At 63.8% G+C, this 24527-nt stretch carries 23 protein-coding genes and 1 tRNA gene; 7 read left to right on the top strand and 17 right to left on the bottom strand.

Features of this window, described 5'->3' with window-relative positions; translation table 11 throughout:
- The first annotated feature begins 14 nt into the window (after positions 1 to 14).
- Positions 15 to 959 carry a GGDEF domain-containing protein gene (locus AC1VWL_RS00615; RefSeq protein WP_482985372.1) on the top strand — a complete coding sequence of 315 codons (945 nt, stop codon included), beginning with the start codon at positions 15 to 17 and terminating at the stop codon, positions 957 to 959.
- Positions 960 to 1413: 454 nt separating this feature from the next.
- Here AC1VWL_RS00615 and AC1VWL_RS00610 read toward each other — a convergent pair whose 3' ends face one another.
- The 11 genes from AC1VWL_RS00610 to serS all read right to left on the bottom strand — a co-directional run bounded on the left by AC1VWL_RS00610 (position 1414) and on the right by serS (position 13022).
- Positions 1414 to 2112 (bottom strand): YiaD family glycine zipper/OmpA-like lipoprotein, encoded by a 699-nt coding sequence (locus AC1VWL_RS00610; protein ID WP_303749902.1) that lies wholly within the window; start codon positions 2110 to 2112, stop codon positions 1414 to 1416.
- A 137-nt stretch (positions 2113 to 2249) separates the two neighbouring features.
- Positions 2250 to 3659 (bottom strand): cryptochrome/photolyase family protein, encoded by a 1410-nt coding sequence (locus tag AC1VWL_RS00605; protein WP_482985371.1) that lies wholly within the window; start codon positions 3657 to 3659, stop codon positions 2250 to 2252.
- Positions 3660 to 3673: 14 nt separating this feature from the next.
- A complete protein-coding gene (locus AC1VWL_RS00600; protein WP_282267020.1) occupies positions 3674 to 5104 on the bottom strand; it encodes a replicative DNA helicase in 1431 nt (476 codons plus the stop codon).
- Between the two features lie 214 nt (positions 5105 to 5318).
- Positions 5319 to 5876 carry an NADPH-dependent FMN reductase gene (locus tag AC1VWL_RS00595; protein ID WP_481615386.1) on the bottom strand — a complete coding sequence of 186 codons (558 nt, stop codon included), beginning with the start codon at positions 5874 to 5876 and terminating at the stop codon, positions 5319 to 5321.
- Positions 5877 to 5976: 100 nt separating this feature from the next.
- Positions 5977 to 6831 (bottom strand): EcsC family protein, encoded by an 855-nt coding sequence (locus AC1VWL_RS00590; RefSeq protein WP_282267023.1) that lies wholly within the window; start codon positions 6829 to 6831, stop codon positions 5977 to 5979.
- A 5-nt stretch (positions 6832 to 6836) separates the two neighbouring features.
- Positions 6837 to 7412, bottom strand: coding sequence for an oligoribonuclease (gene orn / locus AC1VWL_RS00585; protein ID WP_481615388.1), 576 nt, complete (start codon positions 7410 to 7412; stop codon positions 6837 to 6839).
- 91 nt (positions 7413 to 7503) lie between these two features.
- Positions 7504 to 8007, bottom strand: a complete 504-nt coding sequence (tadA, locus tag AC1VWL_RS00580) for a tRNA adenosine(34) deaminase TadA (protein WP_482985370.1) — start codon at positions 8005 to 8007, stop codon at positions 7504 to 7506.
- Positions 8008 to 8275: 268 nt separating this feature from the next.
- Positions 8276 to 9814 carry a sensor domain-containing diguanylate cyclase gene (locus tag AC1VWL_RS00575; protein WP_482985369.1) on the bottom strand — a complete coding sequence of 513 codons (1539 nt, stop codon included), beginning with the start codon at positions 9812 to 9814 and terminating at the stop codon, positions 8276 to 8278.
- A gap of 227 nt (positions 9815 to 10041) precedes the next feature.
- Positions 10042 to 10131, bottom strand: a tRNA-Ser gene (locus AC1VWL_RS00570).
- Between the two features lie 67 nt (positions 10132 to 10198).
- Complete coding sequence (locus tag AC1VWL_RS00565; protein ID WP_282267030.1) at positions 10199 to 11191, bottom strand: LysR family transcriptional regulator; 993 nt, start codon at positions 11189 to 11191, stop codon at positions 10199 to 10201.
- 553 nt (positions 11192 to 11744) lie between these two features.
- Positions 11745 to 13022 (bottom strand): serine--tRNA ligase, encoded by a 1278-nt coding sequence (serS, locus tag AC1VWL_RS00560; protein ID WP_282267032.1) that lies wholly within the window; start codon positions 13020 to 13022, stop codon positions 11745 to 11747.
- Positions 13023 to 13135: 113 nt separating this feature from the next.
- On the opposite strand from serS, the gene AC1VWL_RS00555 reads away from it, so the two are divergent.
- The gene (locus tag AC1VWL_RS00555; protein WP_481614422.1) at positions 13136 to 13786 is read left to right on the top strand and encodes an energy transducer TonB; all 651 of its coding nucleotides are present in this window, start codon (positions 13136 to 13138) and stop codon (positions 13784 to 13786) included.
- Positions 13787 to 13888: 102 nt separating this feature from the next.
- The gene (locus AC1VWL_RS00550) at positions 13889 to 14389 is read left to right on the top strand and encodes an energy transducer TonB (protein ID WP_481614423.1); all 501 of its coding nucleotides are present in this window, start codon (positions 13889 to 13891) and stop codon (positions 14387 to 14389) included.
- On the opposite strand, the gene aroA is transcribed toward AC1VWL_RS00550, so the two are convergent.
- The 4 genes from aroA to AC1VWL_RS00530 all read right to left on the bottom strand — a co-directional run bounded on the left by aroA (position 14373) and on the right by AC1VWL_RS00530 (position 19177).
- Positions 14373 to 15686, bottom strand: a complete 1314-nt coding sequence (aroA, locus tag AC1VWL_RS00545; RefSeq protein ID WP_481614424.1) for a 3-phosphoshikimate 1-carboxyvinyltransferase — start codon at positions 15684 to 15686, stop codon at positions 14373 to 14375. The genes AC1VWL_RS00550 and aroA overlap by 17 nt on opposite strands.
- 175 nt (positions 15687 to 15861) lie before the next feature.
- Complete coding sequence (gene pheA, locus AC1VWL_RS00540; protein ID WP_481614425.1) at positions 15862 to 17088, bottom strand: prephenate dehydratase; 1227 nt, start codon at positions 17086 to 17088, stop codon at positions 15862 to 15864.
- Positions 17089 to 17138: 50 nt separating this feature from the next.
- The gene (serC, locus tag AC1VWL_RS00535; RefSeq protein WP_482985368.1) at positions 17139 to 18224 is read right to left on the bottom strand and encodes a 3-phosphoserine/phosphohydroxythreonine transaminase; all 1086 of its coding nucleotides are present in this window, start codon (positions 18222 to 18224) and stop codon (positions 17139 to 17141) included.
- A 140-nt stretch (positions 18225 to 18364) separates the two neighbouring features.
- On the bottom strand, positions 18365 to 19177 hold the full coding sequence (locus AC1VWL_RS00530) for an FHA domain-containing protein (RefSeq protein WP_482985367.1): 813 nt from the start codon (positions 19175 to 19177) through the stop codon (positions 18365 to 18367).
- A gap of 119 nt (positions 19178 to 19296) precedes the next feature.
- Here AC1VWL_RS00530 and AC1VWL_RS00525 point away from each other — a divergent pair, with 119 nt between their 5' ends.
- From AC1VWL_RS00525 to AC1VWL_RS00510, 4 genes are all read left to right on the top strand, one after another.
- Positions 19297 to 19572: a polyhydroxyalkanoic acid system family protein gene (locus AC1VWL_RS00525; protein ID WP_282267046.1), complete on the top strand. Its 276-nt coding sequence runs from the start codon at positions 19297 to 19299 to the stop codon at positions 19570 to 19572.
- 79 nt (positions 19573 to 19651) lie between these two features.
- The gene (locus AC1VWL_RS00520; protein ID WP_282267047.1) at positions 19652 to 20116 is read left to right on the top strand and encodes a phasin family protein; all 465 of its coding nucleotides are present in this window, start codon (positions 19652 to 19654) and stop codon (positions 20114 to 20116) included.
- A gap of 222 nt (positions 20117 to 20338) precedes the next feature.
- Positions 20339 to 21157: a YggS family pyridoxal phosphate-dependent enzyme gene (locus AC1VWL_RS00515; protein ID WP_482985366.1), complete on the top strand. Its 819-nt coding sequence runs from the start codon at positions 20339 to 20341 to the stop codon at positions 21155 to 21157.
- A 95-nt stretch (positions 21158 to 21252) separates the two neighbouring features.
- The gene (locus tag AC1VWL_RS00510) at positions 21253 to 22275 is read left to right on the top strand and encodes a restriction endonuclease (RefSeq protein ID WP_482985365.1); all 1023 of its coding nucleotides are present in this window, start codon (positions 21253 to 21255) and stop codon (positions 22273 to 22275) included.
- Between the two features lie 74 nt (positions 22276 to 22349).
- Here AC1VWL_RS00510 and hutC read toward each other — a convergent pair whose 3' ends face one another.
- Both hutC and AC1VWL_RS00500 read right to left on the bottom strand, forming a co-directional pair.
- Positions 22350 to 23078: a histidine utilization repressor gene (gene hutC / locus AC1VWL_RS00505; protein ID WP_481614430.1), complete on the bottom strand. Its 729-nt coding sequence runs from the start codon at positions 23076 to 23078 to the stop codon at positions 22350 to 22352.
- A 42-nt stretch (positions 23079 to 23120) separates the two neighbouring features.
- A complete protein-coding gene (locus AC1VWL_RS00500) occupies positions 23121 to 24485 on the bottom strand; it encodes a formimidoylglutamate deiminase (protein WP_482985400.1) in 1365 nt (454 codons plus the stop codon).
- Between the last annotated feature and the right edge of the window lie 42 nt (positions 24486 to 24527).

Genomic DNA, 24527 nt, shown 5'->3' with positions numbered 1-24527 from the left:
AGGCATTGCGCAGCGTGCCGTTGCGTACCATTGCTCCAGTCACCACGCTGGCCTTGTTGTTCTTCGCGACCTGGCTCTGGTTTGACGGGCAACGCATTGCTGCCGGAGTCAGCTGCCTGTTGTCGGCGCTGGCCTTGCTGGCCAGCGTATGGATCCATCAGCGCAAGCCCAGGTTGGAACTGGGCGGCGTATTGCTATGCGTGGCGACGGTGGGCGGCTGCCTGCTCTCCGCCCGGCAGTTGGGCAACGACGCTTTGCCGTGGTCCTACCTGGCCTTGATGTCGAATTTCTTCATCGTCCGCAACCAGGTCGCCACCCCGCTCAACCTGACGCTGGTTGCCGGCCTGTTGCTGATGCCAGACCTGCTGCTGGGGCATGCCCCGCAGTTGCAGGCACTGATCGTCATCGTGCTGGTGTTCGGTTTTGGCTACCACTTCTCCCATCGCCTGCAAGGCGACCGCACGCGACTGGAAATGTTGGCATCGCTGGATACACTGACCGGCGTGCCCAACCGGCGCACGTTGGAAAAATCATTGCAGGCGCATATCGATGGCGTCCGCGATGAACGCTACCGGCAAGGCCTGGTGGTGATCGACATCGACAACTTCAAGGCGGTCAATGATCACTACGGCCATGGCGCCGGCGATACCGCCCTGTCCGACCTGGCCGCGATCCTGCGCTTTGAACTGCGTGAGAACGACCAGGTGTTTCGTTTTGGCGGCGAGGAGTTCGTGATTCTTGCCGATACCGGTAGCCATGAGGCCTTGCTCCGGTTCACCGAGCGCCTGCGCAAGGCGGTGTATGAATCGCTGCGTGGCCCAGGAGGTCGCATCACAATCTCGATAGGAGCGGCGATGTATGCCGGTGAGCAGCGCTGGCAGGATTGGTTCGCGCGCGCCGATGCCGCCTTGTATGAAGCCAAGGGCAAGGGCCGCAACAGCGTGGTGGTGACGGAGTAGCTTTGGCTTTGGCTTTGGCTTTGGCTTTGGTTTTAGCTTTGGCCCTGCCCCCTCCCTTGCGCCGCAGGCGTAGGGGAGGGTTGGGGAGGGGTAGCTTTCGCTTTGCTTTTGCCCTTGCTTCCGCAGTGCGCGCAGTGGACTTTCCGCGAGCCAGAGCCAGAGCCAGAGCAAAAGCCCCCTCATCCGGTGCTGCGCACCACCTTCTCCCGCAAGCGGGAGAAGGGAGCAAAAGCTGTAGCCAGAGCAAGCGCAAAAGCACAGCAAAACCAAAGCCAAGGCAAAGCCAAAACAACAACAGCAACAGCAGCAACAGCAGCAACAGCCTGAACAACAGCCGCAGCAACGGCCGAAGCTACCCCTCCCCCGCCCTCCCCTACGCCTGCGGCGCAAGGGAGGGAGAAAAAAAGGGCCGCTTACGCGGCCCTTCGTTTACAACATCAAGCAGCCGCTTCGATCACGAACGCAGCGGGATCACGCGGATCTCGACGCGGCGGTTCTGCGCGCGACCTGCATCGGTGCTGTTGTCGGCGATCGGATAGGCCTTGCCTGCGCCCAGGGTTTCAATGCGCTCGCGCTGTACGCCCTGTGCCGACAGATACGCCGCTACTGCATCGGCGCGCTCCTTGGAGATGCGATTGTTCACCGCATCGGTACCAATGCTGTCGGTGTGACCGACCACTTCGATCATGGTCTGGTTGTACTCGCTCAAAGTGCTGGCAACACCATTCAGTGCGCCATAGAACTGCGGCTTCAACGTGGTCTTGTTGAAATCGAAGGTGATGCCGTCGGGCAGGTTCAAGGTGATGTTGTCACCGTCACGCTGCACGTCGATACCGGTGTTGGCAGTACGCTCACGCAGTGCGCGTTCCTGGCGATCCTGGTAGTTGCCGATAGCCGCACCGCCGAGTGCGCCGATACCGGCGCCGACCATTGCGCGCTGGCGACGCTCGGTGGCATCGCCGCCGCTGAGCAGACCCGCCGCAACGCCGATGGCCGTACCGATCAACGCGCCCTTGCCGGTCTTGTTCTGCTGCTGGGTCTGATTGCCGTACTGGTCCTGCTGCACATACGAGCCACCGGTAGCACAGGCCGAGAGGACGGCTGCCGCCACCAAGCCAATGGAAAGATTACGAACAACAGTAAGGGTGGTCATCTGAGTCTCCTGATAGGCCGGACTGGCCAGCGTGGATTTGCCGGGCAAGCATAAACATCACGACGCACCACCTGCGTGATCCTCAACCTTCGTCACAGGTGTCCATTCATCTAACTGTCTTGCACGTTAAGCCTGTGTCAGCGACAGCGCTGGTACGCAGCCAAGGCCTCGTCCCGTCCCTTTGCAAGATCCACCAAGGGCTGGGTCGGGTAGCTCGGCGCAAGCTCCGCCAGCAGCTGCGGGAACTGCCAGGGCGCAAACCGTGCTTTCAGCGGCAGCGCGGCCAGTTCCGGTACCCAGCGGCTGATATAGCGCGCATTGGGATCGAACTTCTGCGCCTGCGTCACTGGATTGAACACGCGGAAATACGGCGCAGCATCCGCGCCGGTGCCGGCGATCCATTGCCAGCCCATGCTGTTGTTTGCAAGATCGGCATCCACCAGGGTGTCCCAGAACCAACGGGCGCCCTCCTTCCAGTGCATGCGCATGTGCTTGCACAGAAAACTGCCCACCAGCATCCGCACGCGGTTATGCATGTAGCCGGTCGCCCACAATTCGCGCATGCCTGCATCGACGATGGGAATACCGGTGCGGCCCTGTTGCCAGGCCGCCAGCATCTCCGGCTGCGCCGGTTCCCAGGCAAAACGCTCGAAGCGAGGATTGAGGTTGGTGTCACTGGTCTGCGGGAAGTGGTGCAGCAGATGCCAGGAGAACTCGCGCCAACCCAGCTGGCGGATGTAGCCATCGATATCCGCATCACGGCCAGCACTGCGCATGCCTTCCAGCGCATGGGCGATACGCCACGGCGCGATCTCGCCGAAATGCAGGTGTGGCGACAACAGCGACGTACCCGTGCGATCCGGCAGATCGCGCTGCTCGCGGTAGCCATTGAGCGCACCGTCGGCGAATACCTCCAGCGCCTCCTGTGCACCGCCCTCACCAGGCTGCCAGTGCTCCCAGAAACCGGCATCCCAACCGAGCCGCGGTTCCAGCGCAAGCGCCTGCAAGGGCAAGCCTGACAGCTTTGGCGAGCTCAGCTTGCGCGGCGCTTCGGACAAGGCAGGCAGACGCCAACGGGTCAGCGCGTTGCGCCAGAACGGCGTGAACACCTTGTACGGGCCACCTTGCAGCGTGGCCAGTTCCCAAGGTTCAAACAGCAGATAGCCGTTATGGCTTTCCACCTGCAGTCCCTGCTCGCGCAGGCCACGCTTGATGGCTGCGTCACGCGGCTGCGTGGCAGGTTCGTACTTGCGATTCCAGTAGACCGCTACCGCGCCGCTTTCAGCAATCAACGCCTGCAGCTGCGCCATGCTGTCGCCGCTGCGCAGCAGCAAGGCCGAGCCGATGGCGCGCAACTGCGCGTCGAGCTGCTGCAGCGAATGATGCAGCCATGCGTCGGAAGCCGCTCCGGGCACCCATGCGCCCTCCTCCTGCGGCGCATGGATGTAGACCGGCACGATCTCATGACCGGCTTCAATCGCGGCCTGCAACGCCGGGTTGTCACGCAGCCGCAGATCGCGGCGGAACCAGACAATGGCGGTGGACATGCAGCAGCTCCCGCTTACTCGAATGAACCGACCGAATCGTGGCTCAGGTTGTCAAAGCGGGTGTACTCGCCGAAGAACTTCAATTTGCACGAACCGGTGGGGCCACCACGGTGCTTGCCGATGATGATCTCGGCCAGGCCCTTGTCCGGCGAATTTTCCTTGTTGTAGTAATCGTCGCGGTAGATGAAGACGATCATGTCCGCATCCTGCTCGATAGCGCCGGATTCGCGAAGGTCAGCCATCACTGGGCGCTTGTCGGTACGGGTTTCCAAGGAGCGGTTGAGCTGTGACAGCGCGATCACCGGCACGTGCAACTCCTTGGCCAGGCCCTTGAGCGAACGCGAGATCTCCGAGATTTCGGTGGCGCGGTTTTCGCTGTTGCCCGGCACGCTCATCAGCTGCAGGTAGTCGATCACGATCAGGCCCAGGTCGTGCTCGCGCTTGAGCCGGCGGCACTTGGAACGCAGCACTTCCGGCGACACGCCAGGCGTATCGTCGATGAAGATCTTGGTTTCCTTCAGCATGCGGATGGCGCCGGTGACGCGGCTCCAGTCCTCGTCCTCAAGCTGGCCGGTACGCAGGCGCTGCGCATTGATGCGGCCGTTGGACGAGATCAGGCGCATCGCCAGCTGCGATGCGGACATTTCCATCGAGAATACCGCCACGCCCTTCTTCGACTTGATCGCCGCGTACTCGGCGATGTTCAAGGCGAAGGTGGTCTTGCCCATGGCCGGACGCGCGGCAAGGATGATCAGATCGGTCGGCTGCAGGCCGGCCGTCATCGCGTCGAAATCGTTGTAACCGGTCGGCAGGCCGGTGATGTTGCCGCCGTTCTCGAAGCGGTTGCGCAGTTCCTCGAAAGCGTCTTTCAGTGCGCCAGGCATCGCCACGAAATCGGTGCGACCGCGCGCGCCCTGTTCGGCGATTGCGAAGACCGACTTCTCGGCGGTCTGCAGCAGTTCGGCGCTGTCCCGGCCTTCGGGCTGGAAACCGTCATTGACGATATCGGTGCCGACCTGGATCAGCTGCCGCAGCACCGCCTTGTCGCGCACGATCTCGGCATAGGCACCGATATTGGCGGCCGACGGCGTGGTGCTGGCCAGTTCGATCAGGTACGCGCCGTCGCCGACCATGTCCAGCTTGCCCTGCGACTCGAACCATTCACCCAGGGTCACCGCATCGAACGGACGATCACGCTCGGACAGCTCGCGGATCGCGCGGTAGATCAGCTGGTGGTCGCGCCGGTAGAAGTCCTTGTCGGTCAGCGCCTCGTTGACCCGGTCATAGGCCTCGGGTGCCAGCATCAGGCCACCCAGCACAGCCTGCTCGGCTTCTACCGAATGAGGAGGTACACGCAAGGCATCGATGCGCTGCTCGCTGCGATCGGAGCGGTCATTGCGGTCACCGCGATCGCGGTCGGAACGGAAACCAGTACGGGCGGACATGAAAAGCGTTATTCCTGCAATAAGGCCGTGCGGCCATGGTAGGTGGGCATTGCCCACCGGGATACGTACAAGTCTGTGGATAACCTGTCCACAACCCAAGCCTGCATGGGCGTGGGGTTGGGCTGGCATACAGAAACAAGCACCCGACGCCGTTGCAGCGCCGGGTGCGGATTATCGCATGGGCAGCATCTGCACCGCCCTGCCGACGGTACCCTCAGGCCCGGTGCTGGCGCTCGATCCAGGCCAGGAACTTGTCGACAAAGCCCTGCAGGAACTGGCGTGTGCCATCGTTGCTGATACTGCCATCGGCGTCGATCAACCCGTCCTTGAAGTGCAGGAAGGCCTCCGGCTGCGGCATCACCGCCAGATCGACGAACACCAGCACATTGCGCAGGTGCTGCTGGGCCAGGGCGCTGCCGATGGCACCGATGGAGGTGCCGACCACCGCTGCCGGTTTGCCGGCAAAGGCGTTGTCGCCGTATGGGCGCGAGGCAGTATCGATGGCGTTCTTCAGCACGCCGGGAATCGAACGGTTGTATTCAGGAGTGACGAACAGCACCGCATCGGCGGCACGCACCTGGTTCTTCATGCGCGTACCCTGCGCCGGGAACTGGCTATCGTGATCCTGGTTGTACAGCGGGATGTCACCGATCTGTATGTAGTCAAACTTGACGCGATCACCGGCCAGCTTCTCCAGCGCCAGCGCAAGCCGCCGGTTGATGGATTCCTTGCGCAGACTGCCGACGAAAACCGCGATCTTGTACTGGCTCATGACCACCTCGCTCCGTAGGAAGGACACAGGCTAGCCAGAATGGGCTTCGCAACAGGTGAAGGCAATGCCCTGGCAGACTACCCGCGCAGGAAGGGCCGTATCAAAGACGCAGGCGGCCAGTAATCCCGCCGTAGGCCAGCTTCACCGTATCGAAGCCATACTTCGACTCCAGCCGCTTGATGATGAAATGCCCGCGTGCCATGTCCTGGTAGTAAGCGGTGAACATGGTGTTCAAGGTCGCGCCAGCCACCGCACCGATCACCGGTACCGCCTGCGCGACGAACTTCTCCGATACCACCACACCGAAGCGGGCGGCGATCTTCTCGACGATCCTGGCCAGCCACTTGCCGGCTTCTTTCGGGCCCAACCCAAGCAGCACGCCGTGGCTGCCGCTGATCGCAGTACCGGCCAACTCCGCCGACAGATGACGCATCACCTCGGTGGTGAAGCCACGCGCCAGGTAGTAGCCGGTCTCGCTGGCATCGTCCTGGCCGGAATTGCCACCCAACGCGAACACTTCCAGACAGGCCTGCCTGGTCGCCATCTCGTTCAGATCGAAACCTTCACTGCGGGCGACGTCGGCCACCGCGCGCATGATGATGGTGGTCGACAGCGGCAATTCGATTGCCAGCGCCGGCAGGCCGCCCGCCCCGCCCAGCGCACCGGACGCTGCCGCCGCCAGCTTGTGCAGGCGCGGCGATGCCGGCTTGCCGGGCTGTTTGTCGTCCATCGTCCACAGTGCCGTCTGCGCAGCCTTGTACAAGGCTGCCTCGGTGACACCCTGGATGCGCGAAGACACCGCATTGGGCAGCTTGCGCACCGCGAACTCCAAGGGCCCGCCGATCAGGTTGGCCATCTTGGCGGTGAGCGTGGGCGACTCGAGCAAGCCTACCGCACGCTCCAGATCGGCCAGATCCTGCGCGTTGTCATGCAGACGCAGAGCAAGCTCGTTCATCTGATTCAGCCTGCTTCCGGCAAACCCGCCAGCACGCCCATGAACTTCCGATAGTGGCGCAGCTCGGCAATGGAATCATGCACATCACTCAGCGCGGTGTGGCTGGAGGTCTTGGTGACCCCAGCCGCCACTGCAGGCGACCAGCGCTTGGCCAGTTCCTTGATGGTGGAGACATCCAGGTTGCGGTAATGGAAGTACTTCTCCAGCCGCGGCATCTGCCGGTGCAGGAAGCGCCGGTCCTGGCAGATCGAATTGCCGCACATCGGCGAGGCGCCGGCCTTGATCCAGTCCTGCAGGAAGGCAATGGTCCTGGCTTCGGCCTGGCCAACCGTGGTGGTGCTGTCCAGCACCCGCTGCCACAGGCCGGAGCGCTGGTGCTGGTTGCGGTTCCATTCGTCCATCGCTTCCAGCGTGGCGAGGGAATGGTTGATGGCGAACTCAGGGCCTTCGGCCAACACATTGAGTTGACCGTCGGTGACGACGGTTGCGATCTCGATGATGGAATCGTTGTCCGTATCCAGACCGGTCATCTCCAGATCAATCCAGATCAACCGATCATTGCCCGCGCTGTTGTCCGCCATGTGCTGCCTCATGCTTGGGGCCGGCGGTCAAGCACCGCGCGGCCGGAATATCGAAGCGCACATGATACCCCTGCCCACGGTAGGGGCTGCGTCAAAGATCGCCAGGGGTCAGCAGCGGGCGCCCGCGCTTGGCCCGGAAATAATTGGTCAGGCGCAGGCTGGCCTCCTGTGCCAGCACCCCACCCTGCACCTGCACGCGATGGTTGTGCCGTGGGTCGGCAAGCAGATCGAATACGCTGCCGCAGGCGCCGGTCTTGGGATCGGTGGCAGCAAACACCACGCGTGCGATGCGCGCATGCACCAAGGCCATCGCGCACATCGCGCAGGGCTCCAGTGTCACGTACAAGGTGCTGCCGATCAGACGGTGATTGCCCAGCGCCTTGCCGGCGTGGCGCATGGCCACGATTTCGGCATGCGCGCTGGGGTCATGGTTGGCGATATTGAGGTTCCAGCCCTCGCCCAGCAACGCGCCATCGGCACCCACCAATACCGCGCCAACCGGGATTTCATCGAACTCGCGCTGCGCACGATCGGCCAGCGCCAGCGCGTGGCGCATCCACTGTTCGTCGTTGAGGGCTGGATCAATCTGGGACATGCTGGGAACACGGGAATGGAAGCGGCGCAAGGGTAGCGCAGATGACCGCTGCCTGCTGCTTCACGGCCCGAGCAGCAGGCGTTTGCCTGTGGGAGCGGCGTAAGCCGCGAAGCTGACGTTGCCTGATGAACCGCGTGCTTCGCGGCTGACGCCGCTCCAACAAACAAAGCCGCCCAGCATTGGTTCTGGACGGCTCGAGTAATTTGAATGAACCGCATCGAGGCCAACACGCGGCCTCGCTGCATCTCCGGAACAGGCAATCCTGGTGCTATGAGGTCGTGGCACTCTCACGCTGCTGCATCGAAACCCGGTTCCTGCCACCGCGTTTGGATGCATACAGCATCTCATCCGCTGCCTTCAGCACGGCTTCTATCTCAAAACTGCTCTGCGGCCAGTTGGCCACGCCCAGCGAAATCGTGATCGCGCCGACCTTGGCGATCTTCATCTCCGCCACCGCCACACGCAGACGCTCGGCCACCTGCGCCGCTGTTGCCGAGGTGGTGGAAGGCAGCAGGATCAGGAACTCCTCGCCGCCGACACGCAGCGGAACGTCATAGGCGCGGCAGGCCTCGCGCATGCGCTGCGCAAGCTGCTGCAGGACCGCGTCACCGACGTCATGGCCATAGCCGTCATTGATCCGCTTGAAGTGATCGATGTCGATCGAGATCACCGAGAACGTATTGCCCTGGCTCTCGAAGTTCGCCAGTGCTTCCTCCAGGCGACGGCGGTTGCCCAGCTTGGTCAACGGATCGGTGGTGGTGTCTTCACGCAATTTGCTGAAGCTCTTGTGGATGGCATCCACACCGACCAGCAAGGCCTTCTTGAGCTCGCGCGACTCGAAATACCACGACTTCACCGAGCCAATGTCCTTGGCCGAGGACGGATCTTCCATGTTGCGCGCCCCATCGGCCAACAAGCGCAATGGACGCGAAATCAGTCGCGCGCTCCACAGGACCAGGATCAAGGTCAGAATCGTTGCTGGCAGCGCCCGGTACAAAGTGCTCTGCATCAGCTGGGTCAGGGGGGCGAGCGTGACCTCCTCGGGGCGCTGGGCGACGATGCCCCAGCCGGTCGAGGCGACCGGCGCGTAGCCAGCCAGCATTTTCACGCCTTGTGAATTGACCGCATGTCCTTTCCCGGCCTCGCCCGAGGCAACGCGGTCGACCACGGTGTTTTTCTCCACGAAATCACCGATCCGGTCCGGATTCGGGTGATAGATGATGCGCTTCTGCTTGTCGACCACGAACAGGTAGGACCCATCCACGTAGAAGTGCTGCCCGAGCAGGCGATCAAGGATGTTTTCCTTCTGCAGGTAGATCGCACCACCGATCGCACCAAGATAGCGGCCGGACGGCGAAACTATCGGGTGATTGATGAAGACGATGAAATTGCCGGTCGCGGACTGGTACGGCGCGCTGATCAACGGCCGCTTCTCACGCAAGGCAGTCTTCACCGCCTCGCTGCTGAGTACCCGCCCCTGCAATCCCAAGGTTTCGGGAGAGGTCGCAAGCACCTTGCCGCCGGCGTCGAAGATGGTGATGGAATTGAAGCTCTTGCTCATCATGCGCAGGCGCGCGGCTTCTTCCCCCAGCTGGGAGACATCGTCCATTTTCATCGCGAGCAGCTGCGCCGTGTAGGCCAGTTGCAGCTGGGACGCCTGCAGGAAGTCCTCGGTGCTCTTGGCCAGCTTGTTGGCGTAGGCGTAGTTACCGTCCAGCGTCGTGTCCACCAGCTGCTGCCGCTGCACGGTGTAGCCTGCATAGAAGGTGTTGGCGAACGGCACCAGTGCTCCGATCAGGGTGAGCACCAAAATAAGTTTTCGTAAATCCATGGATCCCAACGCGGACGCTTGAAGGTGTTGCCGCGACGAACCCACGCATGCCCGGGCGCGCAGCTCCCCCAAGCTGTGTTCATTTTACCAGCGGAACTGTCTGGTTTGACCGAAACCGGTGTCATTCCGCTGCGAGCAGCTGGCCAGGTGACCTGCCGTCACCCACAAAAAAGCCGCTGATGTCAGCGGCTTCTCTGGATATCTGGCGGGCAAAGTGGGATTCGAACCCACGGAAGGTTTGACCCTTCGCCGGTTTTCAAGACCGGTGCCTTAAACCGCTCGGCCATCTGCCCGTAACGTAGTGCTTCCTCGGATAACGCTCCGGGGCGCGCATTCTCGCATGCCTGCGGGGTTTTTTGTTCAACCAGCTTCGATTGCCAGCGAACCGGCCATCGACGCGCGGATCTTTTCCTTGGCCCGCTCGCAGGCACCGCCACAGTGCAGGCGTGAAGCCTCCAGTTCGGTTGGCAGGTGCTCGGCCAGGAAGTCGATGAACACCCGCACCGCCGGCAACAGCCCGCGCCGCGAGGCGAACACTGCATGGCAGATGCCCTGCGGCAGCGACCAGTCCGGCAACACCACTTCCAGCTCGCCGTTGCGCACGGCCTCGGCGCAGACAGTTTCCGGCAGCATGGTGATGCCAAAACCATCCTTGACCATCGCCTGCAGCAGCGGGAAATCGAAGCCGGCCACGCGCGGCTGAAGCTCGACCCGGCGCACTTCACCACCCGGCCCGTGCAGCTCCCAGCGCTGGCGCGCCTCGTCTTCGCTGATGCTCAGGGTCACGTGGTTGCCCAGGTCTTCCGGCGATGCCGGCCGCCCTGCCCGATCCAGATATGCCGGGCTGGCAACCAACAGTTCCTGCACCTGGCCGAAGCTGCGCATCACCAGGCTGCCGTCGTCATCCAGGCGCGAACGCACGCGCAGGGCGACGTCGTAGCCTTCATTGATGATGTCGACGCGGCGATTGCTGATGTTCAGCTGCAGCCGCACCTTCGGATACTGCTCGAGGAACTTGGGCAGCAGCTTGGGCAACTGCATCTGCGCCAGCGACACCGGCACGCTGGCACGTACCAGTCCGCGCGGCTCGGCGCTCAGCCTGTCCACGACCTCGCGTGCAGCCTGTGCTTCGGCCAGCATGGTCTGCGCATGCCGATGCACGCTCATGCCGACATCGGTGACCGCGAAGCGCCGCGTGGAACGCTGCAGCAGGCGCACACCAAGATCGGTCTCAAGCTGGCTGATGCGCCGGCTGAGACGTGACTTCGGAATGCCCAGCGCCCGCTCGGCGGCAGCAAAACCGCCATGGTCGACCACCATGGCGAAGTAATAGAGGTCGTTGAGGTCCTGCATGGATTGAGCCCATCATTGGAACGAACCGGTAAATTTAATCACCTTTGTCCTGTATTTACAAATCAGACCCCAAACAGTCCTGATTGGAGGTTCAGGGTGTCGGTTGCCAAACGCTGTCGACGGCCATTCATTTTTGAAGGCCAAAGCGTCCGGGGGCGGCACGCTGTTGTAGGAGCGGCGTCAGCCGCGAAGCTGGCGATCCTTGTGGTCGACGGTTTTCGTGCAATTTCTGCGCTGCTGGCTTCGCGGCTGATGCCGCTCCTACAAGGCGCTACAGCTTTGCAGCGTTGGGGGTAGCGATTGAAGCGCCATCGAGCAGGCTTCTGCCGAGCATGGCTCGGCACTACCAGTGCTTGGCTGCCTGCTTTTGTGGGAGCGGCGTGAGCCGCGAAGCCCGGAATCCTTGCGATTGCGGGCTTTTCTGCAATTCCAGCTGATCTAGCTTCGCGGTTTACACCGCTCCCACAAGGGTCAGGAGCCTTGTGGGCACGGGCACCGATGCGTTATCGGGCAGGCCGTTGCCGAGCATGGCTCGGCACTACTCAGCCCGCGCTCAGGCGATGCGTTCAGCGCCACCCATGTACGGACGCAGCACTTCGGGAATGGTGATCGAGCCATCGGCATTCTGGTAGTTCTCCATCACCGCGATCATCGCCCGGCCTACGGCCACGCCCGAGCCATTGAGGGTGTGCAGCAACTCTGGCTTGCCGGCGGGATTGCGCCAGCGCGCCTGCATGCGGCGCGCCTGGAAATCACCACAGTTCGAGCACGAGGAGATCTCCCGGTAGGTCTGCTGCGACGGCAGCCAGACTTCCAGATCGTAGGTTTTGATCGCCGAGAAGCCCATGTCGCCAGTGCACAGCAGCACCTTGCGGTACGGCAGGCCCAGCTTCTGCAGCACCGCTTCGGCGCAGCCGGTCATGCGCTGATGCTCGGCTTCGCTGTCTTCGGCGGCGCACACGCTGACCAGCTCCACCTTCTCGAACTGGTGCTGGCGGATCATGCCGCGCACGTCGCGACCGCCGCTGCCAGCTTCGGAACGGAAGCACATCGAATGCGCGGTCATGCGCAACGGCAGACGCTCGGCGTCGATGATCTCGTCGCGGACGATATTGGTCAGCGGCACTTCCGAGGTCGGGATCAGGTAGCGGGTGGATTCACCCAGCGCAGTCTTGAACAGGTCTTCCTCGAACTTGGGCAGCTGGCCGGTGCCGCGCAGCGAGTCGGCGTTCACCAACACCGGAACATTGGTTTCTTCGTAGCCATGCTCGTTGCTGTGCAGGTTCAGCATGAACTGACCCAGCGCACGGTGCAGGCGGGCGATCGAGCCGCGCAGCACGGTGAAACGCGCACCGGACAGCTTGGCGGCGGTTTCCGCGTCCAGGCCGTTGTTGCGGGCGCCCAGCTCTACATGGTCAAGCACCGGGAAATCGAACTCGCGCGGGGTACCCCAGCGCAGCTGCTCGACGTTCTCGCTCTCGTCCTTGCCGGCCGGCACATCGGCGGCGGGCAGGTTCGGGATACCCATCGACAGGGTCTCGATCTGCTCGCGCAGCACGTCAAGCTGCGCCTCGGAGCTCTTCAGCTCATCAGCGAACGCGGCCACTTCGGCCATGATCGCCGACACATCCTCGCCCTTGGCCTTGGCATGGCCGATCGACTTGGAGCGGCTGTTGCGCAGGCTCTGCAGCTCCTGGGTGCGCACCTGGATGCGCTTGCGGTCAGCCTCCAACGATTCGAAGGCGGCCACATCCAGCACGTAGCCGCGCGTACTGCGCAGGCGTTCGGCAAGTTCGGCGGGCTGCTGGCGAAGAAGGGCTGGATCAAGCATGGCTGGGCACTGTGTACGGGTGTGAGCCATAGATTATCGCGCGAACTGCGTCTGTCTGCCGCGTGATTCACCTTTCCTGTGCAAGAATCGGCCTGATCCACACGGTCAAGACCATGTCCGCCCCAAGCTCCCGCTCCGACCAGAACTTCACGTTTCACCTGCCCCGCAGCAGTTTGAAGATCGCCGGTATCGCCTTTGGCGTAGGCATATTGCTGTTCCTGGTGGTCTGGCTCAATGCCCGCCGCCAGAACGAGTTCTACCGCGCCGATCCGGCTCAGCCGCAGGCCAACAGTGCGGTACTGGCGCCCCTGCCGGCGCCATTACCTGCCGGTGCCGGTGCCAGCGACATGCCCGATGCGCGTCCGGAGGCCGTGGAAGAAACCCCGGAACTGGTGGAAACCGCGCCTGCCCCGCCGCCGCAACCCATCGCCGAGACGGCACCGGTTGAGACCCCGCCCACAGCGCCAGTCGCTGCAGCGGCTCCCAGCGACCAGCCGGTGCCACTGCCTGACCAGAGCCCTGCCCCGGAATACCCTGCAGCGGCGTTGCGCCGTGGCGAAAGCGGCACGGTGATCGTGCGCGTGGATGTCGATGCCAGCGGCGCGCCGCTGGACGTGCGGGTAATCCAGCGCAGTGGCTCGCGCGAGCTGGATCGTGCCGCGCAGGAAGCCGTTCGCAACTGGCGTTTCCAGCCAGCGCAAAGCAATGGCCAGCCCATGCAGGGCAGCCTGGAAATCCCGTTCGACTTCAAACCGGCGCCTTAAGCTGAACCCCGGCTCCCCAACGGGGCCGGTTCATGCCAAAAGTCATTCGCCGTTTGGGAGTGCAGGACCAGACTTGCTGCGTAGACGTTACGCAGAGCCCCCATGTCGATGTCCAGCATCCCGCACCAGCACAGCGCAAGCCATGATCCAGCAGCAGCACGCCCGCACGGCGTTGCTGTAGCTTGGCTGTGGGGCCTGTTGGCGGTGGCGGTACTGGGTATTTTCAGCTTGGTGGGCTACCGCAGCCTGCAGACACCAACAGAAACCGGCCCGGTGTCGATCACCACGGCCGATACCACCACGGTGGTCAGCATTGCCGGCAATCGCGATGCCGAGCCACTGCCCAGCAATCCAACGCCGGACTACCCTGCCGCCGCGCTCAATGCCGGGCTCGAAGGCGACGTGATCGTGCGCCTGCAGATAGATGCCAACGGCCGGGTCAGCCAAGCGATGGTTGTCGGACACGAGGGCGGCGTGGATCCAGCGCTGGATCAGGCCGCCATCCAGGCGCTGCAGCACTGGCGCTTCCAGCCCGCGATGCGGGATGGTCGCGCCATCAACAGCGTGGTGCAGGTACCCGTCGAGTTCAGGACCGGACGCTGAGCCCGAAACCGGCGCCGCTGGCCAGGCTGTCAAAGCCCGGGAACGAGGTCGCCACGTTGGCGACATCATTGATGCGCACTTCACCGGTGCTGAGCTGACCGGCAATGGCAAAAGCCATCGAAATGCGGTGATCGCCGTGGCTCTCGATGGTGCCGCTGCCCAGCGGACCACCGAAAATGGTCGCACCATCCTCAGTTTCGTCCACGCGCAGGCCCAGGTCACGCAGGCCGGTGGCCATCGCCGCAAGACGATCGGATTCCTTCACCCGCAGTTCGGCCGCACCGCGCACCACGGTCTGGCCTTCGGCGGCAGCGGCAGCCACGAACAAGGCCGGGAACTCGTCGATCATGTCCGGTACCAGCGCCTCCGGAATCTCAGCGCCCTTGAGCTGGGCATAGCGCACAACCAGATCTGCGACCTGCTCGCCACCGTGCTCGGCATGGTTCTCCTCGGTGATGTCCGCGCCCATCAAACGCAGCGCAGCCAGCAGGCCGGTGCGACGCGGATTCAAGCCGACCGAACACAGTCGCACTTCCGACCCGGGAATGACGCTGGCCGCAACAATGAAGAACGCCGAGGACGAGAAGTCCGCCGGCACTGAAATGTCGGTCGCGCGCAGGCGCTGGCCGCCGCGCAGGCGCGCCTTGCCCGGTGCGAACTCGATCTCCACGCCGAATGCACGCAGCATGCGCTCGGTGTAATCGCGGGTTGGATGCGGCTCGACCACTGATGTCTCGCCTTGCGCATACAGGCCAGCCAGCAGCACCGCCGACTTGACCTGCGCACTGGCCACCGGCAATTCGTAATCGATGCCGTGCAGTGTCTGGCCACCATGGATATGCAGCGGCGGCGTTCCATCGTCCTGGGTATCGATGCGTGCGCCCATCTGCGCCAGCGGCCCGGTCACCCGGCGCATCGGCCGCTTGGACAGCGACGCGTCACCAACCAATGTGGTGTCGAACGGCTGTGCGGCCAGCAGGCCTGCCAGCAGGCGCATGCCGGTGCCCGCATTGCCGCAGTCCAACTCACCGTGCGGGGCTTTCAAGCCATCCACGCCCACGCCATGAACGATCCGCTGCGACGCCGACGGCGTTTCAAAACGCACGCCCATCTGCTCGAAGATATGGGCGGTGGCGCGGGTGTCCTCGCCTTCCAGGAAACCATCGATATGCGATACGCCATCGGCCAACGCGGCGAACATCACCGAACGGTGCGACACCGACTTGTCACCGGGAATGGCGAGCGTGCCCTGCAGGGCGGAACCTTTGCGTGCAATCCAGTAGGGCTGGGAACTCATGCGGTCTCTCTAGTATTCAGTGCGCCAAGGCGCGTCAGCAAACCCTTCTCCCTCCGGGAGAAGGTGCCCGAAGGGCGGATGAGGGTGCGGGAGCACATGGCTGCAGCGAATTGAAGACTCTCGGCCAGCCAACCCTCACCCCAACCCCTCTCCCGCAGGGAGAGGGGCTCGAAACTCAAGGCACGGCGACCGGGTAGGAGCCGAGCACCTTGATCTGCGCCGAATGCGACTTGAGCTCGGCCAGCGCGGCCTGCATCGATGCGTCTTCGATATGGCCGGCCAGGTCGATGAAGAAGCCGTACTCCCACTTGGCCTGGTGCGACGGCCGCGATTCGATGCGGTTCATGCTGATGCCATGGCGCGCGAACGGGCTGAGTACGTCGAACAGCGCGCCCGGCTTGTCGTGGATGAAGACCAGCACCGAGGTACGGTCATGGCCCGACGACGGGAACAGCTGGCGGCCGATCACCAGGAAGCGCGTGGTGTTGTCGGCGTCGTTCTGGATCGGCTTGGTCACCACCTTCTTCAAGCCATACACATGCCCTGCACTTTCACCGCCGATGGCCGCCGCGTCTTCCGCATTGCGGGCGCGTCGGGCACCTTCGGAGTTGCTGGACACCGGCACTTTTTCGGTCTTGGGCAGGTTGGCACGCAGCCATGCCGAGGTCTGCATGAAGGCCTGCGGATGCGCGTAGATGCGCTCGATGTCCTCGATGCGGCCAGTGCGCGAGAGCAGGTACTGCTGCACGCGTAGTTCGACTTCGCCACAGATCTTGAGGTTGGAGGTCAGGAACATGTCCAGGGTGATCTGGATCGTGCCCTGCCCGGAATTCTCCACCGGCACCACGCCGAAATCGGCGTTGCCGTTTTCCACTTCCTGGAAGATTTCTTCGATATTGGCCAGCGGCAAACCCAGCGCCGAGCGGCCAAAGTGCTTGTGCGCGGCCTGCTGGGTGAACGAGCCTTCCGGGCCGAGGTAGCCGATCTTCAGCGGCTCCTGCTGGGCCAGACAGGCCGACATGATTTCGCGATAGACGTGCACCAGCACTTCGTCACTGAGCGGGCCCTCGTTGCGGTCCACTACCATGCGCAGCACCTGTGCTTCGCGCTCCGGGCGGTAGTAGTCAACGGCTGCCGCCAGCTTGCCCTTGGCCTTTCCGACCTGATGGGCGAAGTTGGCCCGCTCGGCGATCAAGGCCTGGATGCTGCGATCGATCTGGTCGATCTTGGCGCGCACATCCGACAGTACCGGCTTGGCGACGGCCAGGGTCTCGGTGACCGCTTTCTTGCTGGCGGCGGTCTTCTTAACCGCAGCAGGCTTGCTCGCGGCTTTCTTGGCGGCAGGTTTGGCTGCGGTGGCCGGCTTGGCCTTGCTGGCGGTCTTGCTTGGCTTGGTCGCCATGGAATCGTCTACCTGTTACTGGCCGGCGCAGTGCGCACGGCGGGATTGGTTCAACCGTTGCGCTGCTGGAAGTCACGCATGAATGCTGCCAGCGCCTGCGCGCCTTCCAGCGGCATCGCGTTGTACAGCGAGGCACGAATGCCACCGACCGCTTTGTGCCCCTTCAGCGCCAGCAGGCCGGCCGCCTTGGACTCGCTGACGAAACGCGCATTGAGCTCGTCGCTGGGCAGGAAGAACGGGATGTTCATCCGCGAACGCACGGCCGCGGCCACGTCGTTGCGGTAGAAGCCGCCGGAGCCATCAATGGCGTCATACACCGCCGAGGACTTTGCCAGACTGAGCCTGGCGAAGGCTTCAACACCGCCTTGGGCCAGCATCCACTTGAACATCAGCCCAGCCAGGTACCAGTTCCAGGTCGGCGGCGTGTTCAACATCGAATCGCGGGCGACATGCGAGCGGTAATCGAAGATATCGGCACGCGGCTGGCCGGCGCGTTCCAGCAGGTCGCGGCGGATGATGACCACGGCAATGCCCACCGGGCCAAGGTTCTTCTGCGCGCCGGCATAGATCACGCCATAACGCGACACATCAATCGGCTCGGAGGCGATCGACGAACTGAAGTCGGCGATCAGCGGCACGTTGCCCACATCGGGTACGTCGCGGAACTCGATGCCGTGGATGGTTTCGTTGGCGGTGATATGCACATAAGCAGCATCGTCCGACAGCTGCCACTGCGAGCGCGCCGGGATATCCCGATAGCCACTGGCCTCACCGCTGGCGGCGATGTTGACGTCGACATAGGGCTGGGCCTGCTTGACCGCGGTCTTGCCCCAGTGGCCACTGACCACGTAGTCCACGCGTTGGCCCGGGCTGGCGAAATTCAGCGGCAGCAGTGCCTGCTGGGTGGTGGCACCGCCACCGAGGAACAGCACCGCGTAATCGTTGGGAATACCGATCAGGCGGCGCAGATCAGCCTCGGCCTCGGCCGCCACGGCCATGAAATCGGCGCTGCGGTGGCTGATCTCGACAATGGACGCACCTACGCCATTCCATTCCAACATCTCCGCCTGCGCCTGACGCAGGACCGATTCCGGCAATGTCGCAGGGCCGGCACTGAAATTGAATGCGCGCGTCATGTCACACCTGTTGAGCAGAACCCCTAGTATGCCGCAGCGCAACAGCCTTGGGCCATCCGGAAAAGGTTGCATCTGCACCCATTCCGGGCCGCTGTTTCAGCGCGGCCCATGCGGCGGGACAACGCCACCGGAACCGGTGCTCAGCGTGCCCCGAACAGCAACAAGGCGCTGATCGCCGCACCCAGCAGCAAGGCACTGAGCAGCAGCCACGGCCAACGCCGCGGCAGCCTGGGCTTGGCCGGTGCCAGCGTCGATGGCTTGAGCGCGACCGGCTCGTCATCCTCCTCCAGCGGGAACGCCACACTGGCCGAGGCCGGGCCCAGCGGAATTTCCAGCACAAAACGGTGGTTGCCTTCGAACACCACCTGATCGCCGGCCTGTAGCCAGCAATGGCGGGTGTTCACACCGTTGACCAGGCTGCCGTCAGCCGAGCCCAGATCGCGCAGCAGAACCTTGTCACCGTGCCGCTCGAAACGCGCATGACGCGCGGCGAAGGCCGGGTCGTCGATGAGAATGTCGCTGGCCGGATCACTGCCGATGACGCGCGGCGTGTCCAGGGTAAAGCTGCGGCCGTGATGGCGCCCACCTACCCCGCGCAACAGCACCCGCAGGTCGTCGCCAGCATCAGTCGGGGCTTCAGGGGGATGCGCCACCTGCTCACAGTCGCCACGCAGCAGCATTTCCGCGCCGTCGGCATATACCGAATCGCCTGCGCGCAGCAGCGCCATGCGCCGCACCGGACGGCCGTTGACGTGGATGCCGCGGCCGCCATTGGCAACCTGCAACCAGACCCCGCGCTGATCGGTACAGAACTGCGCCAACAGCAATGGGCCAACACTGCCGTCGCCCAACCGGACTTGACCCGAGGCGTGGCGCACAATGCGCTGGACACCCGGCATCAATGACTGATCCGGCTGCTGACGATTACTGAAATGGACTTGCAGAGTGCGCACCGGCAGCAGACTAGCAGGTCATCCGGTCATGCAGAAGGTGTACGCAAGGCTTGGACTACGCCGCGCCGGTCCGCACAATGGCGCATCTTTCTTACAAACAGCAGTCCAGGCCATACGCCATGTCCACCATTGATATCCAGCACGCCCATTCCCTGTCCGATGACAAGGCCCGCACCGCCATCGCCGAAGTCGCGGAAAAACTGCAGGAGCGCTTCGACGTGGCCACCCGCTGGGACGGCCCGGTGCTGCACTTCAACCGTTCCGGCGTGGACGGTGCCATCGAGCTGCTGCCGGGTGCGGTACGGGTCAAGGCCGAGCTTGGCTTCCTGCTGTCGGCAATGAAAGGCATGGTCGAGTCCGAAATTCAACGCGTGCTGACCGACAAGCTCGGCTGAGCGGGTACCGTCACACAACTCGAGCCGCCAAGCCGTTACGGTGTAGCTGACCTCTTCAACCCCGCACAGGAGCATCGTCATGACCACCTACGAGCAACGCCCGGAAGACGAGGACGACACCACTGGCGCGCAAGGCCAGGCCGAGCGCTTGACCAGGAAGGTGACCGAGTCGGCCCAGCAGGTCTGGCTGGCAGGCCTGGGCGCGCTGTCGCGTGCGCAGGCCGAGGGCAGCAAACTATTCGACACCCTGGTCAAGGAAGGCCAGGACAGCGAAGCCCGTTCCCGCGAGCAGTCTCGCAAAGGCGAAAGCCTGCGCGATACCGTGGAGAACACCCTGGGCCAGGCCCGCGAGCGCGCCGCCGGCACCTGGGACAAGGTCGAAAAGTCGTTTGAAGACCAGGTCCACAACGTGCTGCGACGCATGGACATCCCCTCGCGCTCGGACATCGAGGCGCTGAACGACCGCCTGGACGCCCTCAACCGCCGCCTTACCCGGGCCGAGAGCCGCGCCGCGCACGACGGGCAGCACGCTGAAGATCAATGATGTTGCAAAGCAGCATTGGTTGAGCAAGAATCAATCACCCGCCAGCAGTACCGCGCCGTAAGTCTCCCTCCCCTCACGGCATCGGATGGCGGGTTTTTCATGCCTGCGATTTGCCCAGGCGGCCGAAATCCGGGTTTCGAACCTGCCAGCGAGCGATAATCCACTGTTTACCGCGCCGCTCACGCAAGCAGCAGACGGCGGCCGCAAACGCTGGAGACACGCATGCACACCCCGCACCCGGATCCTGATCCCGGTACCCAGACCCGGCACGCCCTGCACGGCCACTACCCACGTGCCGAGACCGCGGATGACTTCCGCCGAAATCTGGCGCTGGTCCGCGAGCGCATCGATGCGGCCTGTCAACGTGTCGGCCGCGATCCGGCCGGCGTGCGACTGCTGCCGGTCAGCAAGACCATCGACGAAACCCATATCCGCCTGGCCTATCAGGCCGGTTGCCGCGTGCTGGGCGAGAACAAGGTGCAGGAGGCCCACCACAAGTGGGAGGCCATGCAGGATCTGGGCGACCTGCGCTGGTCGGTGATCGGACACCTGCAGACCAACAAGGCCAAGCTGGTGGCGCGCTTCGCCGACGAATTCCAGGCCCTGGACAGCCTGCGTCTGGCCGAAACCCTTGAACGTCGGCTGCAGGCCGAAGGCCGCTCGCTGGACGTGTTCGTGCAGGTGAACAGCTCCAACGAGGCCAGCAAGTACGGGCTGGCACCCGAAGCGGTCGCCGGTTTCCTGCAGGCCCTGCCGCGCTCTGGCGCGTTGCGGGTCCGTGGCCTGATGACCCTGGCCCTGTTCTCCGCCGAGCCGGCGCAGGTCCGGGCCTGCTTCGTTCGTCTGCGTGAGCTGCGCGATCAGCTGCGCCAGCACGCACCTGCCCACATCGGGCTGGATGAGCTGTCGATGGGCATGTCGGGGGACTTCGAGATCGCCATCGAGGAAGGTGCCAGCGTGGTCCGGGTCGGTCAGGCCATCTTTGGCGCGCGGGCGCTACCCGACAGCCATTACTGGCCGGCGACAACGCCTGCGGATTAATTCACGGGCGCAGTTCAAAAAGGCGAAGTCAGCCTGCTCTTACGGTCGTCAGGGAAGATAGACTGGGCGCCATCTATAGGCTTTCAGGTATGTCGATGTTTTCGTGGATTCTGGCCCTGTTGCTTGCGTTGCTCTTGTGGGGCCTGGCTTCTGCATACCTCTGGTTGGTCGCCCGCCGTCAAACCGAGCGCCAGCATGGCCTGGCGGCATTGGCTGGCATGCGCTGGCGCGAGTTTTCCCGCATCGTGCACCAGGCCATGGCCGAGCAGCGCGACCTGCAACCGCTGACCGACGACGATGAAAACGACCGCGGCACCAGCAGCGATTTCCTGCTGCAGCGCGGCGGCCAGCGCTGGCTGGTGTCGTGCAAGCACGGCCGCGCCTACCGCTTTGATGCGACTGCCATCCATGAGCTTGCCTCGGCCATCAGCCTGACCGGCGCCGCTGGCGGCCTGCTGATCACCGAAGGCCACGTTGAGCGCGACGGCCTGGCCGAGGCGGAAAAGCACTCGATCGAAATCATCGATGCGCGTCAGTTGTGGGAGCTGCTCAAGCCCTACATGCCCACCGAAGCGCACGAAACGGTCACCGGCATCGCCCGCCGCGAAGCGGTCCGCCACACAGGCATTGCCGGATTGGCGGCAGCGACCCTGGGCCTGCTGGCCGGCATGGGCTACATGACCATGCAAGGAGATTCCCCAGCAGCCGCACCGATCGACACGACACCGCAGGTTGTCGCCGAACCAACTGCCGAACCGGCAGCTCCAGCTCCAGCTGCAGCCGAGCCTGCCGCTGAGCCCAGCAAAGCCAAGCCTGCCGCCGCCGCAGCGAGCGCCCCCCACCCGGGCGACCTTGTGCAGGACCCGGACGCCGCCACCTTGCTGCGCTACCAGCAATCCGTTTCAAAAGCCCTGGCCGGCACTTCCGGCGTGGTCAGCGGCATCTGGTTGACCCGCTCCACCCTGTCGGTGGAACGCAGTGGCGATGACGCCCAGGTGTGGCCGCTGATCTGCCAGCAGCTGCAGCGCTACCCGGCGCTGCGCACTACCCGCGTGCAGCTCAACCCTCGCCCCGGCGTGGATGAGCCAGTGCGCTGGCGGCAGTGCAGCACCATCTGAGAGTCAGCAGCTTCCAGCCAGGCCATCGGCTCGGCTGGAGATTGAATCGGACGGATTGAATCAGACGCGCAGAATCAGCGGGCGCCCGGTGCGAAGCGGGCAATCAGGTCGTAGGCATCGCCCAGGAACATCTGCCGCACCCAGGTGATGGGCAGTTCGCCACGCCAGGTCTGGCGGTCAATGACCAGGCAAGCCGTGCCCACCGCAACCTTCAGCAACGCAGCCTCCTCGGCGGTCGCGGCCACCGCGCTGATGCGATGCTGGCCGCGCGTCCATGACACGTTCTGCAGCAGCCAGCTGCCCGGCGCATGGATGGAGAAATCCACCTTCAAGGTTTCCGGCACCGCTTCGGGATTGATCAAGCGGCGCTCCAACGCCAGCGGCTTGCCGTCGGCCAGGTGCAGGCAGCGCATCGCCAGCAACTTGCCGTCACCTACCAGTTGCAGCTCCTCGGCCGAGGTTTCCCTGGCCTTGCGGTGCGCGCGTTCCAGCAACTGGAAACCGTATTCATGGCCGCGGTCGGTAACCGCCACCTCGATGTCGGGGATTTCCAGCGCCACCTGCTCCAGGTGCGGCGGCTGCCGTGCAACGAAGGAACCTGCGCGACGGCGGCGTTCGATCATGCCGCTCTCCGCCAGCGCGGTCAGGACCTTGTTCACCGTCATCCGCGAGCAACCGTACTGTTCCATCAACTCGTGTTCGAACGGAATACGGAAGCCAGGCTCCCATTCGCCGCTGAGGATGCGGCCTTCGATGTCACTGCGGATGCGGTGATTGAGGGTGGGAGCTTTCTTGCCCTTCACTCGGGTTTCCTGAAAGAGACGGTGTCTGGCCGATAACCGACCTTAGCCCAGTATCCGCGCAAGCGCGGCACGGTAACGCGCGCTGATCGCATCGCGGTTCACGTGGCGACCATCGCGGACCAGGGCCCGACCGTTGCGCCAGACGCTGCGAAGGGCGCCATTACGTGCGGCGAACAGCCAGCTGTCAAGCAAGGCGTCACCGCTGCGATTGAGCAGGGCCGGATGCTCGGCATCCAGTTCCAGCAGATCAGCAGCAGCACCCACGCTCAACCCCGCCTGTACACCCAACGCCTGTGCGCCCCCTTCCCCTGCCTGCTGATAGAGCCAGCGGCCACTGGACAGATCGCCCGGCGAAAGTACATTTCGGCCCCGTAGCTGCAGGCGCTGGCCGTACTCGAGCAGACGCAGTTCCTCGGCTGCATCGATGAGTACATTGGAATCGGAACCGACGCCGAAACGACCGCCGGTCCGCACGAACTCGCGCATCGGGAACAGGCCGTCGCCAAGATTCGCCTCGGTGATCGGGCACAGTCCTACCACCGCCCCACTGTCCGCCATCAACTGCACTTCCCTGTCGTTGACGTGGGTAGCGTGCACCAGGCACCAGCGCGCATCGACAGCGGCATTTGCATACAGCCATTCGACCGGTCGCTGGCCGCTCCAGGCCAGGCAGGCATCGACTTCGCGGGTCTGCTCGGCAATATGGATATGGATCGGGCCCGGCGCCAATGCAACCAACGCCTGCAGCTCATCCGGTGTGCTTGCACGCAGGCTGTGCGGGGCCAGCCCCAGCACCGCGTCGGGCGTGTCTGCCAGGGCGCGTTTGCAGCCTTCAAGCAGGTCCGCAAAACCATCGATGTCGTGCAGGAAGCGCCGCTGCGCCGGCGTCGGCGCGGCTCCGCCAAAGTCGCTGTGCGCGTAGAACACCGGCAGCAGGGTCAGGCCCAGACCGGTGTCATCCGCCGCCGCCGCAACCCGTACCGACATTTCTGCATGGTCGGCGTAACGGCTGCCGTTTTCGGTGTGATGCAGATAGTGGAACTCGCCGACGCGGGTGAAGCCGCTTTCCAGCATCTCCATGTAGGCCTGCGCGGCAATGGCCTGGAAGGTTTCCGGGTCCAGCCGGTCCAGGAACCGGTACATCAGCTCGCGCCAGCTCCAGAAGCTGTCGCCGGAGCGCCCACCAACCTCGGTAAGCCCGGCCATCGCCCGCTGGAAGGCATGACTGTGCAGGTTACCCAGGCCCGGCACCACCACGTCCAGACGCTGCGACTGGCCGTCCCAGGCTTCGCCGGCAACCACTGCGGTGATTCGGCCGGCGACACTGTCGATGCGCACATCCTGCGCCCAGCCCTGCGGCAACAAGGCGTGGGCGGCGTGGAAACGAACCGTTGGGGCTGGCTTGATCGTTGTCACTGGACACTCTCCGATGGTCGCCGTTATTGTATA

This window comes from Stenotrophomonas sp. STEN063, from assembly GCF_056854515.1.
The sequence above is the reverse complement of the archived record's forward strand: the minus strand, read 5'-3'. Positions and strand labels throughout refer to the sequence as shown.